This is a genomic window from Amycolatopsis thermophila (assembly GCF_030814215.1).
Taxonomy (GTDB): Bacteria; Actinomycetota; Actinomycetes; order Mycobacteriales; family Pseudonocardiaceae; genus Amycolatopsis_E; species Amycolatopsis_E thermophila.
On record NZ_JAUSUT010000001.1, the window covers coordinates 3,942,377 to 3,957,380 of the forward strand.

The following is a 15,004-nucleotide window of genomic DNA, read 5'->3' on the forward strand; positions in this document are numbered from 1 at the left end:
CTCAGCCCCGGACGACCGGGACCCGGTGGGCCCGCAGCACGTCCGCGACCGTCTCCGCCGCGGTCAGCGGGTCGAGCGGATGGACCAGGACGGCGTCGGCCTGGGACCAGGTGGCCAGCCAGCGGTCGTCCTTGCGCCGCACCGCGATCACGATCGGCGGGCAGTCGTCGATCTCGTTCTTCAACTGCCGGCACAAGCCGATGCCGCCGGTGGGCTGGGCCTCGCCGTCCAGGATCGCCAGATCGACTTCGCCCGCGTCCATCTCCGCCAGCACGTCGGCGACGCCGGCGGCCTCGACGTAGTCGACCCGGCCCAGGTCGGTGGCGGGCCTGCGGCCGACCGCCGTGATGATCGACTCCCGGACTTCGGGACGGTGGCTGAACACCAGGATCCGCGTGGACTGTTCGGACAAGTCGACCCTCCGGCTTCGTCGCTGTACTGGTCGTGTTGATGCTAGCCGTCCTGCCCGGTTCCACCCAGGCCCATCGGTTGTAGCGCGTCCCAGCCCAGCCAGTCGCCGTCCAGGCGCTGGGCCAGCCCGGCCATTCGCGCGCGTTCCTGCGCGCAGTGCAGGGCGTCGAGCTTCTGCACCCGCAGCGCGTGCACCCGGCCGGGTTCGTCGCCGTCGGGCCTCAATTCCCACCCGTCCTGGGCGAGGACCGAGGCCGCCTCGGTGACCCGATGCGGTGGCAGAACGAGGTGATGGCGCAGAATCGCCGGTTCGTCCGGGCGCCAGAGGTGTGATCTCCCCAGCACGGCGGAGTCGGCCTCGGCGACGTCGAAGGCCTCGGCCACCACGGCGACACCCTCGGTGTCCAGGGTGAGCACCGGCTCGCCACGCTTTCGTAGCAGGTCACGCACCCGATCGAAGAAACTCACGTCCTGATCCTCACCCTCCGCGTTCGTCGCTGTGACCAACACCCCCGGCGCGGCGTGCCGGACCCGACCAAGCAGGTCGCACGACGCCGAGACATAATGCGACGCGTGACAACGGCAGCTCCCACCATCAGCCAGCGGGTGCACTCGCTGAACCGGCCGAACATGGTCAGTGTCGGCACGATCGTGTGGCTCTCCAGCGAGCTCATGTTCTTCGCCGGGCTGTTCGCGATGTTCTTCACGGTCAAGGCGCAGAACGCCACGGGGATCTGGCCGCCGATCAACCCGGCGACCGACGAGCCCATCCACCTCAACATCCCGTACGCGCTGCCCTTCACCATCATCCTGGTGGCGTCGTCGTTCACCTGCCAGCTCGGTGTGTTCGCGGCCGAGCGCGGTGACGTCTACGGGCTGCGCCGGTGGTACGTCATCACCCTGATCATGGGCGCGATCTTCGTCGGCGGTCAGGCCGGCGAGTACGCGAACCTGATCAGCGAGGGCGTGACGATCCCGTCCGGCCCGTGGGGCACCGTCTTCTTCCTGGCGACCGGCTTCCACGGTCTGCACGTGATCGGTGGTCTGGTCGCCTTCGTCTTCTTGCTCATCCGCACGAAGCTGAGCAAGTTCACTCCCGCGCAGGCGACCTCGGCGATCGTCGTGTCCTACTACTGGCACTTCGTCGACATCGTGTGGATCGGCCTGTTCGCGGTCATCTACATCATCCCGTGACCGCGCCAGCCACCCCATGGACCGGCCTGAACTGACAGCAAGGGTTGCCGAGAAATGACCACCAGCAAGAACTCCTCCAGGCGCCGCTTCGGCGCCCGCACCAAGCTGCGCCGCCGCCTCGCGGGCGCGCTGGCGCTCGGTGTGGCGCTGGTCGGCGCCGGCCTGGGCTACGCGCTCCTGGTGCCGCAGCCGCAGACGGCGCAGGCGCAGGGCGATCCGGCGCAGCTGCGCCTGGGCCAGCAGGTCTACAACAACAGCTGCATCAGCTGCCACGGTGCGAACCTGCAGGGCGTGGAGGACCGCGGGCCGAGCCTCATCGGCGTCGGCGACGCGGCCGTGTACTTCCAGACCTCGACCGGCCGGATGCCGGCGGTCCGCCAGGAGGCCCAGGCCGAGCGGAAGCCGCCGAAGCTGACCCCCGAGGAGATCGACGCCGTCGGCGCCTACATCCAGGCCAACGGCGGCGGCCCGACGCGGCCCGCCCAGACCGGCGAGGCGCTGCGCGGGGACAACCCGGCGCGCGGCGGTGAGCTGTTCCGGCTCAACTGCGCGTCGTGCCACAACTTCACCGGCCAGGGCGGCGCCCTGTCGGCCGGCAAGTTCGCGCCGGAACTGGGTCCGGCCACCGAGGACCAGATCTACACGGCGATGCTGACCGGCCCGCAGAACATGCCGAAGTTCTCCGACCGTCAGCTCACGCCGGAGGAGAAGCGGGACATCGTCGCCTACGTCAAGTCCGTGTCCGAAGGGAACAACAACCCGGGTGGTCTCGGTCTGGGCGGTCTCGGGCCCGCCTCCGAGGCGCTCGTCGCGTGGATCGTCGGCATCGGCGCCATCGTCGGCGTGACTTTGTGGATTGGATCGAGGGCATGACTAGCATGGAAGAGCACCCGGGGGCGGGGCGCGAGCCTGGGGTTTCCCAGCCTTCCGAGGCCGAACTGGCCGAGATGGACCGTGACCAGCTGGTGAAGCTGGGCACCAAGCTCGACGGCGTCGAGCTGGTCGACTACCCGGACCCGTGGCCCGTCAAGGGCACCCGCGCCGAGAAGCGCGCCGAGCGGGTCATCGCGTTGTGGTTCACCATCGCCGCGCTGGCCGGACTGGGCTTCCTGGTCATCCTGTGCTGGCCGCAGTGGTGGGAGTACCGGGCTCCGGACACCGGCCAGTACGTGAAGTACGCGCTGTACACGCCGGCGCTGGGCATCACGCTCGGCATCTCGATCCTCGCGCTGGGCATCGGCGTGCTGCTCTACACCAAGCGGTTCATCCCGAGCGAGCTCGCGGTGCAGGAGCGGCACGACGGCGACGGCGACGGCTCGGCCGAGATCGACCGCAAGACGATCGTCGCGCAGCTGGCCGACTCCGGTAGCCGCAGCACCATCGCCCGCCGCTCGCTGGTCAAGCGCACCGCGGGCCTCGGTGCCGGCGTGATGGGCCTGGGCCTGGTCGGCCTGCCGATCGCGTCGTTCATCAAGAACCCGTGGGCCGAACCCGAGTCCAAGGACAACCTGGCCCACACCCCGTGGAAGCCGGAACACCCCGGTGAGGTCGTCTACCTGCGCCGCTACACCGGCAAGTCGGACGAGATCGTGCTGCTGCGCCCGGAGGACCTGGACGCGGGCGCCATGGAGACGGTCTACCCGTTCCGGGAGAGCGAGCGCGGTGACCACCGGGCGCTGTCGGCGGTCTTCATGCGTGCGGACGCCCCGGTCATGCTGATCCGCCTGCGCCCGGAGGACGCCCAGCGGGTCGTCAAGCGCGAGGGCCAGGAGGACTTCAACTTCGGCGACTACTACGCCTACACGAAGATCTGCAGCCACGTCGGATGCCCGACCTCCCTGTACGAGCAGCGGACCAACCGGATCCTGTGCCCGTGCCACCAGTCGCAGTTCGACGCCCTGCACTACGCCAAGCCCATCTTCGGCCCGGCGACCCGCGCGCTTGCGCAGTTGCCCATCACGGTCAACGATGAGGGGTACTTCGTGGCGCGGGGAGACTTCATCGAGCCGGTCGGCCCCGCCTATTGGGAGCGCAAGTCATGAGTTCACTCACCACGCCGACCCGGGGCTCCAGCATGCTGGAGCGGCAGGCCGCCGAGGCCGCGAACAACATGGATCAGCGGTACCGCCTGGCCAAGGGCCTGCGGCACCAGATGAACAAGGTCTTCCCGACCCACTGGTCCTTCCTGCTCGGCGAGATCGCGCTCTACAGCTTCATCGTCGTGATCATCACGGGTGTCTACCTCACCCTGTTCTTCGACCCGTCGATGGCCGAGGTCGTCTACAACGGGCCGTTCAAGAACCTGCAGGGCGTCGAGATGTCCCGGGCGTTCCAGACGACCCTGCAGATCTCGTTCGAGGTCCGCGGCGGTCTGTTCGTGCGCCAGCTGCACCACTGGGGCGCGCTGGTGTTCGTCGCGGCGATGATGGTGCACATGTTCCGGATCTTCTTCACCGGAGCGTTCCGCCGGCCGCGTGAGGCCAACTGGATCATCGGCGCCCTGCTGCTGATCCTGGGCATGTTCGAAGGCTTCTTCGGCTACTCGCTGCCGGACGACCTGCTGTCGGGCACCGGTATCCGCGCCACCCTGTCGGGCATCGTGCTGTCGGTGCCGATCATGGGCACCTGGCTGCACTGGGCGCTGTTCGGCGGGGAGTTCCCCGGCGACCAGATCGTGCCGCGCATGTACGCGCTGCACATCCTGCTGTTGCCGGGCATCATGCTCGCCCTGGTGGGGGTGCACCTGGCGCTGGTCTGGTACCAGAAGCACACCCAGTTCCCGGGTGTGCGGCGCAAGGAGACCAACGTCGTCGGCGTGCGCATCATGCCGGTGTTCGCACTCAAGGCCGGTGCGTTCTTCGTCATCGTCACCGGTGTCCTGTCGATCATGGCGGGCGTGTTCCAGATCAACCCGATCTGGAACCTCGGCCCGTACAACCCGGGCCAGGTGTCGGCGGGTTCGCAGCCGGACTGGTACCTCGCCTGGGCCGACGGCCTGCTGCGGATCTTCCCGGCCTGGGAGCTCTACCTGGGCAACTACACGGTCCCGGCGGTGTTCTTCGCCGGCGCGGTCTGGATGCCGATCCTGTTCGCGCTGCTCATCGGTTACCCGTTCATCGAGCGGAAGCTGTCCGGCGACACCGCGCACCACAACCTGCTGCAGCGCCCGCGTGACGCACCGGTCCGCACCTCGATCGGCATGATGGCGCTCGCGTTCTTCGTGGTCATCGAGCTGTCCGGCTTCAACGACATCATCGCGGACAAGTTCATGATCTCGCTGAACGCGACCACGTGGGCCGGCCGCATCGGCATGCTGGTGCTGCCGCCGCTGGCGTACTTCGTCACCTACCGGATCTGCCTGGGCCTGCAGCGGTCCGACCGCGAGGTGCTGGAACACGGCATCGAGACCGGCATCATCAAGCGCCTGCCGCACGGTGAGTTCATCGAGATCCACCAGCCGCTGGGCGGTGTGGACGAGCACGGCCACGCCATCCCGCTGGAGTACCAGGGCGCCTCGGTGCCGAAGAAGATGAACAAGCTCGGCGCGGCCGGGCGTGCGGTGCCGGGCACGATGCTGGCGCCGGACCCGGTGGAGGAGACCGCGGCGCTGGACCGCGCCCGCGGCGACGGCCACGGCAACGGTCACGTCCCCGGCGAGCTGCCCGACAAGGGCGAGGTCCCGGCGGGCTGGCACACGCCGGACCACTAGTCCACGGACACGGAAAAGGGCCCCCGGAGCGATCCGGGGGCCCTTTTCCGTGTCGTGTCGTCAGTCGGCGTCCTCGACCCCGATCGCGAAGGCGGACTCGGTGTCGGCGGTCGAGTAGGACCGGAACGCGATGTGCGTGTCGGTGTCGATCACCCCCGGCACCTTGCCGATCTTGGCCGGGATGAGGTCGGCGAGCTCTTCGTGGGCGTGCACGCGCACGATCGCGATCAGGTCGACGTCGCCGGCGCACGAGTACACCTCCGCCACGCCGTCGATGTCGGCGATCGCCTGCGCGGTCTCCGGGATGCTGTCCGCCACGGCGTGAATCAGCACGATCGCGGTGATCACTCGCGTCCTCCTCGCATGAATTGGGTAGCGCGGCGATCGTAGCTCCCGTGCCGTCACCCGGCCTGCTCGAGCGACACGGCCGTCGACACCTGCTCCAGCCAGCCGCGCCAGGGCCCGGCGCCGCGCGCGGGCTCCGACCACGGCACGGCCGTGCGCACCAGCCGCACGCCGGGCCGGGTGAGCCAGCGCAACAGGATCGACGTCTCCTCCGCGGGCGCCCCGTAGAGCGGGCCGGGACCGGGCTCGACGGTCTCCGCGGAGGCCACGAGCTGGTCCACCACCGGCATCGGCGGAACACCCCGGCGCGCGACGCCGGCCGAAGCCAGCCTGCCGTGCCGGATCACCGCGAACTCCCACCCGCGGTTGCCGTCCGGCGCCGCGGCGACCAGCTCGGGGATCGCGGCGAGCGCGGACAGCCGGTGCGCCCGGTCCACCGCGCGCACGAGCACCGCGAGTTCGTCCCGCCGCCGCGCGGCCTGTTCGAAGTGCTCGGCGCCGGCCAGCTCGTCGAGCTGACGCCGCGCCGAGTCCAGGGGCCGGGTGCCGCGGCCGGAGACCAGGTCGACGATCGCGTGCACGCTCGGCGTGTACTCCTCGACGCTCTGCCGTCCCGCGCAGGGCGCGCCGCAGCGGCCCAGCTCGGCCAGCGCGCACGGCCGGCCGGACGGCGTGTGCGCGGAGATCCGTTGCGTGCAGGTGCGCAGGCCGGTGGCGCTCGCCAGGGCGTCGGCGGCGATCTTGGCCGTCACCTGCGAGGAGAACGGGCCGAGCGCGCCGTCCTTGGGCAGCCGCACCACCGACAGACGCGGGAACGCCTCGTCGGTCAGCACGATCCACCACGATTTGCGCGGGTTCTTCGACCGCCGGTTGTACGACGGCCGGTGCGCCGCCAGCAGCCGCAGTTCGCGGATCTGGGCCTCCAGTGCGTGACTGCACTCGATGCCGTCCACCCGCTCGGCCAGAGCGACCATCTCGCGGATGCGGCCACGGCTCTCCGAGCCGGTGAAGTACTGGCGCACCCGGCGGCGGAGGTTGCTCGCCGTGCCCACGTACAGCACCTCGTCGCCCGGCCCGCGGAACAGGTAGACGCCCGGCCGTTCCGGCAGGTGGGCGGCCATCCCGCGCTTGCGCCGCTGCGCGGGAGTGACCTCGGGCAGGTAGTCGAGCAGCTCCTCCAGCGACTGCACGCCCACGTTGCCGACGCGCTCCAGCAGCGCGTGCAGCACGTGGACGGTGGCACGGGCGTCCTCCAGGGCGCGGTGGTTGGGCGTGACCGGCGAGCCGAAGAGGGCGGCCAGCGCGGAGAGGCGGAAACTGGGGCTGTCCTGCCGCGTGAGCACCCGGCGCGCGAGCCGGACGGTGCACACCACCGCGGGCTTGGGCCACGCGTAGCCGTGGTGCAGGCAGGCCGCGCGGATGAACGAGGTGTCGAAGGGCGCGTTGTGCGCCACCAGCACCGCGCCGCTGGCGAACTCCAGGAAAGCGGGCAGTACCCGGTCGATCCGGGGAGCGTCGTGCAGCATCGCCGTCGTGATGCCGGTGAGCGCGACGATCTGCGGCGGGATCGGCATTCCCGGGTCCACGAGGGTGGCGAACTCGCCCAGCACCTCGCCGCCGCGGACCTTGACCGCGCCGATCTCGGTGATCCCGTGCGGGCCCGGTTTCGTGCCGGTGGTCTCCAGGTCGAACACCACGAACGTGGTGTCCCGCAGCGGCGTGCCGAGCTCGTCGAAGGTCAGTTGCGCGCCGTCCGCCAGTTGCATGATCGGCACCTTAGGGAGGGGGTCCGACATTCCCGGGCGGGACGACCGGTGATCGTTACCGAACCGGACTACCCTGAACGGATGTTTCCCTCAGTGCACGCCGAAGAGCCCGAAGACCCCGGTCTCCGGGCTGCCGCGGCGGGCCCGGGTCAGGAACCGGATGATCGGTCCGTGACCTGGCGCGAGCTGCCCGAGCCGGTGCGGGCCCGGCTCGCCGAGCTGGCCGCGGAGGCACTGGGGAAGATCCCGCGCATCGACATCCCGCAGCAACTGCGGCCCGTGGCGAAGTTCGCACCCGCCAAACGGGCCAAGCTGGGCGGAGCGGCGTTGCTCACCACCCTGGAGGACTCGACCGCGTTCCGCGCCGCCGTCCTGGAGTGGGTGCGTGAGTACCGGCCGGACGCGCTCGACCCGAATGACCCGGACCCGGTCGCCGCGGCGGTCGCGGCGGTCCTGTTGGGTGAGTCGAGCGCCGCGACGCGCGTGCGGCTGGTGGTCAAGAACGCGGCGGAGACGGCGTTGCGGGCCGAGCGCGATGCGGCGGTGGCGCGCAGCCAGCGGCTGGAGGCGGAGCTCGCCCGTGTGCGCGAGGAGCTGGCGGAGGCGCTGGAGGCGGTCGAGGGCGTGCGGCGGGAGCGGGAGGCTGAGCTGACCAAGCTCCGCAACCGGCTCCGGGAGCAGGGCACGCAGCTGCGGCAGGCCAAGGACGCGGCCGAGGAGATCCGTGAGCGCCTCGCGGGGGCCGACGTGCGGCGGGAGCAGGAGGTCGCTGCGCTGACCGCGCAGCTGGAGCGTGAGCGCCAGCGGGCGGCTGCCGAGCGGACGCGGGCGGAACGGGCGGCCGCGGACGCGGAGATCGCGCGCCAGTCCGCGAAGGAGGCCCGCGAGGCCGACGAGGTGCGGCTGGCGTTGCTCGTGGACACGCTGCAGGGCGCGGTCTCCGGGCTGCGGCGGGAGCTGGCCCTGGACACCAGTTCACGGCGCCCCGCGGACAGCGTGCCGGGTGCTTCGTCGGGCACCGGTGCCGGCCGGCAGGTCCGGGACCCGGCGGTGCTGGAACGGCTGCTCGCGCTGCCCAGCGTCCACCTCATCGTCGACGGCTACAACGTGACCAAGACCGGCTACCCCGAGCTGGCGCTGGCCGACCAGCGCAACCGGCTGGTCCAGCAGCTCGCCGCGCTCGCGGCGCGCACGGGCGCGGAGATCACGGTCGTGTTCGACGGCGCTGAGGTGATGTCGGTGCCGACCGTGAGCGCGCGGGGGGTGCGGGTGCTGTTCTCCGACCCCGGCGTGATCGCCGACGACGTCATCCGGTCGCTGGTGGCGGCCGAGCCGCAGGGGCGGCCGCTGGTCGTCGCGTCGACGGATCGCGGGGTGGCGGATTCGGTGCGCCGATCCGGTGCGCATCCGGTCGCTTCAGCGGTGTTGCTGGCCCGGCTGGGGCGGGTCTGAGAATTTTTTTTGTGGCCGGTTTCCGCTGGTCACAAGGTTCTGGGTGCGCGAATGGTCCATTCGTTCGATACGCGAGCCCGGAATTGTCGGTGGTGACTCGTACCGTGCATCCCAGCAAGAGCGGACAGGCCGCGAGGAGGCTGGAAATGTACGACAACAGCGTGATCATCGACTGCAACCGCTGCGCGCTGCGGGGCCGCGCGTGCGGCGAGTGCGTGCTGAGCGCCGTGGTCGACGCACCCCCGGTCGTCGAACTCGACCACGAGGAACTCACCGCGGTCGAGTTGCTGGCCGACGCGGGGCTCGTCCCGCCGATCCGGATGACCACCCGCGGGCGGCGCCCGCACGTCCGGCTCCCCGAGCGCCGGGCCGGCTGAGGAGCCTCCCGCCGGCCGACTGCGGCTGGGCGCCGCCGGCCGGCTGCTGAGCGTGCCGCCGGCCGGCTGAGGTGGGCCAGCGCCCGGGCACCGCCGGCTGTCCCAGCGCAGCCGGCCCGCGCCAGCGCTCCTGCCCACAGCCGGGTGCGCGTCGGTGGGCGCCGGCTGGGCTGGTTGCGTCTGGGCGCGGGCAGGTTGCGTCTGGGGTCGGTCCCGGGTGAGGCGGCTGCTGCTGGCGCGGGCAGGTTGCCGCTGGGTCGGTTGGTCCACTGTCGCTGGGCGCTGGCCGGTCGCTGCTGGGGCGAACGTGCGAGCTGCGCCGAACGTGAGCTTCGACGGTCCACCGCCGGAGCGCAGCGCGGACCAGGTGAGGCGCGGTGGCTAGTGGGTCGGGAATCTCATCCGGAGCGGTCGAGGACGCCGTCCCACCCATCACCACCCGAACCGGAAGCCGGCAACGCAAGTCGGCACACAGCCTCCCCAGACCTCCCCTGCAGCCCCCCGGCGGCCGGCAACGCGAGGCGAGGTGCGGCCTTCCCAGACCTCCCCCGCCCCCGATCCCCAGCCCGCCTTTGGTCGCCGATCAGGCGTGTCAAGGTACTCTTTCCCGCCTTGACACGTCTGCTCGGCGACCGAAACCCTCCTCCCGGAGGGGGCGGGGGAGGTCGGCACCCCAGGCGACCACCCAGCGCCGCAGGCGCCCTGGCCGAAGGCCAGAGAAAAAGATCAAAAGATGTCCTCGCCGGACGGGCAGGCTCCGGGATGACGGGGAATGCAGTCATCTCACCTCATGCAGTGGGTCGCTGGGTGGTCATCCCGTCGCCTGGCCGAGGCCTATCGCCGTGAGCCATCGCACCCACTTCTCCGCACCCTCCCGCCGCAAGCCAACGCGAACGTCTGGACGGCCGTCGCGCACCGTGCCCGTCGCGCACCGGGCCGTCGGGTGCCGACACCCAGAGCGCGGCCCCGGCTCCGATCAGCCCGGCTCCGATCAGCCGGAGGCGCCAAGCCGACAAACGGTCGCTTTCATCGGCAAACGGTCAGTAGTCGTGATCCTGCTTACTGTTGCCCTGGTCACACCCACAGGGGAACTGCTGGTCCGAACGGGGTCGGAGGTGATTACGCAAAGTTTTTACCGGTGCCTGGTGGACGCGACGGCGGCGTTTTCGTAACCTAGCCGAGATCTCGCGCCCGGCAGCCGTCACGCCCGTGGCGGCGACGCGAGATCGCCGCCGGAAGCAGCTTGTCGGGGAGCTGTGCCGGACCCACGCATGGACCCAGATGCGCTACCCCCTGCGTTCTGGACATGCCGGGTTACCGCCGTAGGCCGGCTCGGGTGCTTGTGTCCGCCCGTGCCCGGTCCCGTGTGGAGGGTCCCCCGACCTCCCGACGGCGGCCGGCTGGCGGCATGAGTGCAAAGGAGACACGCGCGGCGTGCAGTCGCAACCCATCAAGCGCGTGGTCGCAGGAGCCCTGGCCGCCGCCGCGGTACTCGCGGTGGGAGGTCTCCCCACGGCTCCGGCCGGCGCGGTCCCCATCCCCGCCCCGCAGCAGCCCACCAACTCCGCGGACGCCCTGGCGCAGTACCGGCAGCTCGCCGCCCAGGCCGAGCAGCTGAACCAGGAGGCCATGCAGGCGCAGGCCGACCTCGACGCCAAGCAGGCCGACCTCGACCGGGCCAACGCCGACCTGGCGGCCGCCCAGACGGCGGGCCAGCAGGCGCTGGCCGCCAAGGAGCAGTACCAGGGCGTCGTCGACCAGTTCGCGGACGCCTCGTTCGTCGGCGGGGTCCAGTTCAACAAGCTGTCCGCGTTGCTGAACGGCACGTCGGCGCAGGACTTCCTCGAGCGCTCCTCGGCTCTGGAGGTGCTCGCCGACGAGAAGAACAAGGCGCTCACCGACTACAACAACGCGATCCAGCAGGCGGCGGCCGCGCAGGCGGCGGCCGCGGACGCGCAGACCCGGTCGCAGGCCGCCAAGGACGCCGCCGCGGCGCTCCTGAACGACCTGCACGCGCGGCAGGCCGCGCTGAACGCCCAGCTCGCGCAGCTGGACCAGGTCCGTCAGCGGCTCACGGCGTCCGAGCGGGCGTCGCAGAAGGACGTCGGCGGCAGCGCGCCGAACCTGCCCGCGCCGACGGCGGCCGCCCAGACGGCGGTCAACGTCGCGCTGAGCAAGCTCGGCAGCCCGTACGGCTGGGGCGACACGGGCCCGAGCTCGTTCGACTGCTCGGGCCTGACGATGTACGCCTACGGCAAGGCCGGCATCAGCCTGCCGCGCACGAGCCAGTCGCAGGCCACGGTCGGCCTCGCCGTGTCGCGGTCGCAGCTGCAGCCGGGCGACCTGGTGTTCTTCGGCTCGCCGATCCACCACGTCGGCATCTACCTGGGCGACGGCAAGATGGTGCACGCCCCCGAGACCGGGGACGTGGTCAAGGTCTCGCCGCTGCAGAACGACTACGTGGGGGCCCGCCGCGTCGCGGTGAACTGATCCCCCGCAGGTCCCAGGGGCGGCGTCGCGATCGCGGCGCCGCCCCTGTGCGTTCGTGGCCGTGCGCCTGGGGCCGCGTCCGTCCCACCGCCGGAACCCGGCCTAGTAGTCTCCAGCCCGTGCTTCGGACCCTGCTGGTGACCAACGACTTCCCGCCACGGCCCGGGGGGATCCAGAACTACCTGAACTCCTTCGCGCGCCTGCTGCCGTCCGACCAGCTCGTCGTCTACGCACCCTCCTGGGACAAGCCCTCCGGCTCCCACCCCGAGTTCGACGCCGCCGCGCCGTTCGAGGTGGTACGCCACCCCACGTCGTTGATGCTGCCCACCCCCGACGTGCTGCGCCGCGCCAAGGAGATCATGCGCGCCCACGACTGCCAGGCCGTCTGGTTCGGCGCCGCCGCGCCGCTGGCCCTGCTCGCGCAGCCGTTGCGCGCCGCGGGTGCGGAGCGGGTCGTCGCGAGCACCCACGGCCACGAGGTCGGCTGGTCGATGCTGCCCCTGGCCCGGCAGGCGCTGCGCCGCATCGGCGGCACCACCGACGTGATCACGTACGTCAGCAAGTACACCCGCGGCCGGTTCGCCTCCGCGTTCGGCCCGTCGGCCGGGCTGGAGCTGCTGCCACCCGGCGTCGACCCGGACGTGTTCAAACCCGACGACGCCGCGCGCGCCGAGATCCGCGCCCGCCACGGCCTCGGCGACCGCCCGACGGTCGTGTGCGTGTCCCGGCTGGTGCCGCGCAAGGGCCAGGACATGCTCATCCACGCCCTGCCCGAGCTGCGCCGCCGCGTCCCGGACGTCGCGCTGCTGCTGGTCGGCGGCGGACCGTACCGGAAGTCGCTGGAACGCCTCGCCGACGGTCTCGGTGTCGCGGCCGACGTCGTCTTCACCGGCTCGGTGCCGTGGCCCGAGCTCGCCGCCCACTACGCCGCCGGGGACGTCTTCGCGATGCCCGCCCGCACCCGCGGCAAGGGCCTCGACGTGGAGGGGCTGGGCATCGTCTACCTGGAGGCCTCGGCCACCGGGCTGCCGGTGATCGCGGGCAACTCGGGTGGCGCGCCGGAGACGGTGGTGGACGAGGTGACCGGGCACGTGGTCGACGGCCGGGACGTCCACCAGCTCGTCGAGACGCTCACGCCGCTGCTCACCGACCCGGCGCGAGCGCGCAAGATGGGCGCCGCCGGCCGGGACTGGGTGACCGGGCACTGGCGCTGGGACCTGCTGGGCGCCCGCCTGCGCACCCTCCTCAGCGGTGAACGGGTCACGACCCCCTGACGCGTTCGAGCAGCGCCGGATGGCGGGGGTCGTCGGCGCGCACCACGACGTCCGCGATGTCCGCGGGCCGCACCTCCTCCTCGTAACGTTCGAACGCCGGCAAGGCCCACGTCTCGTCTTCGGGCAGGCGCCGCCGCAGCGCGCCGGGTGACAGCTGCAGGTGCACCGTCAGCTCGAAGGGGAGACCGCGCCCGAGCAGCATCTCGCCGTCGGCGATCAGCACACCCGGCGCGGGCAGCTCGACCCGCGCCATCCGCGTCGCCCGGTCACGGGTCGCGTCCCACAGCGCCGGCAGCACCCGCCCGCTTCCGTTGTCCCCCAACGGGTCCAGCACTTCGCGGCGCAGCGCGCCCTCGTCGAGCCACGACCAGTACCGTTCGTCCGGGTTCTGCCTGCCGAATTCGAACCGCAGCGAAGCCGGCCGCAGGAAATCCACAGTGGACACCCGCTGCACGGCGCGGCCGCCGATGCGCAGCGGGTCGACCAGCGCGTCGGCGAGCCCGGCCGTGCCGGCCGGCCCGTCGACGGCGACGCGCACCCACGGCCGCGGCAGCGCGAGCACCCGCTCCGCCAGCTCGTCCACGAGACGCTCGAAGGTGATCGGCCGGTATCGCACGATGTCCCATCGTGCCCCATCGACGGGCCGGAACGGGCGGTGCCTCCTCGCCACGCCGGCGAGCCGGCGGCGCGGCGGGCACGAATCACGGGCGTGGTCCGTTGATCCCATGCCGGAGCACGAACGTCACTGGGAGGACCACGAGATGCCCGTGGTGGACGAACCGATCAGGCTCGACGAGGCCATCATCCAGGACCCGCACGCCCTGTACCGGAAGCTGCGCGAGGACGGGCCGGTCCGCCCGGCGATCATGCCGCACGGCATGCGCGTGTGGCTGGTCTCGGGATACGCGGAGGCCAAGGCGCTGCTCGCCGATCCGCGTCTGAGCAAGGACGCGAACCGGGCGCAGGAGCTGTTCCGGGACCGGATCACCGCGGCGGGCGGCGAACCCGGGCCGGACCCGTCGGGCGCGCTGCTGCGGTTCCACATGCTCAACACCGACCCGCCGGACCACACCAGGCTGCGCAAGCTGGTGAACAAGGCCTTCACCGCGCGCACCGTGGCCCGGCTGCGCCCGCGCATCGAGCAGATCACCGACGACCTCCTGGACGCGATGGCCGCGCGCGGGCGGGTGGACCTGCTGGACGCGTTCGCCTATCCGCTGCCGATCACGGTGATCTGCGAGCTGCTCGGCATCCCGGAGTCCGAGCGCGGCGACTTCCGCGAGTGGTCCAACACGCTGCTCAACTCGGGCCCGCAGGAGAACTTCCACGACGCGGCCCGCGCGATGGCGGCCTACCTCACGGCCCTGGTGGAGGCCAAGCGGGCCGAGCCGACCCAGGACCTGCTGTCCGACCTGGTGCACGTCTCGGACGAGGGCGACCAGCTCTCGCACGAGGAACTGGTGGCGATGGCGTTCCTGTTGCTGGTGGCCGGTCACGAGACGACGGTCAACCTGATCGGCAACAGCGTGCTGGCGCTGCTGCGCCACCCGGACCAGCTCGCGAAGCTCCGTGCGGACCCCTCGCTGCTGCCCGGCGCGGTCGAGGAGTTCCTGCGGTTCGAGGGGCCGATCAACATCGCGACCCTGCGGTTCACCGCGGAGCCCGTGCCGATCGGGGACGTCGAGATCCCGGCGAACGAGTTCGTGATGATCTCGCTGGTCGGTGCCAACCGGGACGGCGACCGGTTCGACGAGCCCGATCGTCTCGACGTGACCCGCCCGGCCGGTGGTCACCTGGCGTTCGGGCACGGCATCCACTACTGCGTCGGCGCGCCGCTGGCCCGGCTCGAAGCCGAAGTGGCCCTGGGCCGCCTGTTCGAGCGCTTTCCCGGGATCGAGCTGGACGGCGACCCGGGCGGACTCCGCTGGCGGGAGAGCACCCTGGTGCACGGCCTCGACGCGCTGCCGGTCGCGCTGCGCTGAGACG

The 15,004-nt window shown here is 71.5% G+C and carries 14 protein-coding genes; 9 read left to right on the plus strand and 5 right to left on the minus strand.

The window, feature by feature from the left end:
- Position 1: 1 nt before the first annotated feature.
- Together FB470_RS19355 and FB470_RS19360 are read right to left on the minus strand one after the other, a co-directional pair.
- Positions 2 to 412: a response regulator transcription factor gene (locus FB470_RS19355; RefSeq protein WP_306993456.1), complete on the minus strand. Its 411-nt coding sequence runs from the start codon at positions 410 to 412 to the stop codon at positions 2 to 4.
- 41 nt (positions 413 to 453) lie between these two features.
- The gene (locus tag FB470_RS19360; RefSeq protein ID WP_306993458.1) at positions 454 to 879 is read right to left on the minus strand and encodes a hypothetical protein; all 426 of its coding nucleotides are present in this window, start codon (positions 877 to 879) and stop codon (positions 454 to 456) included.
- 96 nt (positions 880 to 975) lie between these two features.
- Between FB470_RS19360 and ctaE the strand changes: the two genes are divergently transcribed.
- Genes ctaE through qcrB form a run of 4 tightly spaced genes read left to right on the plus strand, consistent with a single transcriptional unit; the run spans position 976 to position 5,314 of the window.
- Complete coding sequence (ctaE, locus tag FB470_RS19365) at positions 976 to 1,605, plus strand: aa3-type cytochrome oxidase subunit III (RefSeq protein WP_306993459.1); 630 nt, start codon at positions 976 to 978, stop codon at positions 1,603 to 1,605.
- 54 nt (positions 1,606 to 1,659) lie between these two features.
- Positions 1,660 to 2,478, plus strand: a complete 819-nt coding sequence (gene qcrC / locus FB470_RS19370) for a cytochrome bc1 complex diheme cytochrome c subunit (RefSeq protein ID WP_306993461.1) — start codon at positions 1,660 to 1,662, stop codon at positions 2,476 to 2,478.
- A 5-nt stretch (positions 2,479 to 2,483) separates the two neighbouring features.
- Positions 2,484 to 3,647 (plus strand): cytochrome bc1 complex Rieske iron-sulfur subunit, encoded by a 1,164-nt coding sequence (gene qcrA, locus FB470_RS19375; protein ID WP_306999369.1) that lies wholly within the window; start codon positions 2,484 to 2,486, stop codon positions 3,645 to 3,647.
- Positions 3,644 to 5,314, plus strand: a complete 1,671-nt coding sequence (gene qcrB / locus FB470_RS19380) for a cytochrome bc1 complex cytochrome b subunit (RefSeq protein ID WP_306993463.1) — start codon at positions 3,644 to 3,646, stop codon at positions 5,312 to 5,314. The genes qcrA and qcrB overlap by 4 nt, the downstream gene beginning before the upstream one ends.
- 60 nt (positions 5,315 to 5,374) lie before the next feature.
- Here qcrB and FB470_RS19385 read toward each other — a convergent pair whose 3' ends face one another.
- Together FB470_RS19385 and FB470_RS19390 are read right to left on the minus strand one after the other, a co-directional pair.
- Complete coding sequence (locus tag FB470_RS19385) at positions 5,375 to 5,662, minus strand: Lrp/AsnC family transcriptional regulator (RefSeq protein WP_020421862.1); 288 nt, start codon at positions 5,660 to 5,662, stop codon at positions 5,375 to 5,377.
- A gap of 53 nt (positions 5,663 to 5,715) precedes the next feature.
- Entirely contained in the window at positions 5,716 to 7,425 is a 1,710-nt protein-coding gene (locus FB470_RS19390; protein WP_306993466.1) for a DEDD exonuclease domain-containing protein, read from the minus strand.
- Positions 7,426 to 7,506: 81 nt separating this feature from the next.
- Here FB470_RS19390 and FB470_RS19395 point away from each other — a divergent pair, with 81 nt between their 5' ends.
- From FB470_RS19395 to FB470_RS19410, 4 genes are all read left to right on the plus strand, one after another.
- Positions 7,507 to 8,877, plus strand: coding sequence for an NYN domain-containing protein (locus tag FB470_RS19395; protein WP_370876501.1), 1,371 nt, complete (start codon positions 7,507 to 7,509; stop codon positions 8,875 to 8,877).
- 146 nt (positions 8,878 to 9,023) lie between these two features.
- Positions 9,024 to 9,254, plus strand: a complete 231-nt coding sequence (locus tag FB470_RS19400) for a hypothetical protein (protein WP_306993467.1) — start codon at positions 9,024 to 9,026, stop codon at positions 9,252 to 9,254.
- A gap of 1,434 nt (positions 9,255 to 10,688) precedes the next feature.
- Positions 10,689 to 11,744 carry a C40 family peptidase gene (locus tag FB470_RS19405; protein WP_306993468.1) on the plus strand — a complete coding sequence of 352 codons (1,056 nt, stop codon included), beginning with the start codon at positions 10,689 to 10,691 and terminating at the stop codon, positions 11,742 to 11,744.
- Positions 11,745 to 11,863: 119 nt separating this feature from the next.
- Positions 11,864 to 13,018, plus strand: a complete 1,155-nt coding sequence (locus FB470_RS19410; protein ID WP_306993470.1) for a glycosyltransferase family 4 protein — start codon at positions 11,864 to 11,866, stop codon at positions 13,016 to 13,018.
- Here FB470_RS19410 and FB470_RS19415 read toward each other — a convergent pair.
- On the minus strand, positions 13,005 to 13,634 hold the full coding sequence (locus FB470_RS19415) for a nucleoside/nucleotide kinase family protein (RefSeq protein ID WP_306993472.1): 630 nt from the start codon (positions 13,632 to 13,634) through the stop codon (positions 13,005 to 13,007). The genes FB470_RS19410 and FB470_RS19415 overlap by 14 nt on opposite strands.
- Before the next feature lie 145 nt (positions 13,635 to 13,779).
- Between FB470_RS19415 and FB470_RS19420 the strand changes: the two genes are divergently transcribed.
- Positions 13,780 to 15,000 (plus strand): cytochrome P450 family protein, encoded by a 1,221-nt coding sequence (locus FB470_RS19420; RefSeq protein WP_306999372.1) that lies wholly within the window; start codon positions 13,780 to 13,782, stop codon positions 14,998 to 15,000.
- Positions 15,001 to 15,004 lie beyond the last annotated feature (4 nt).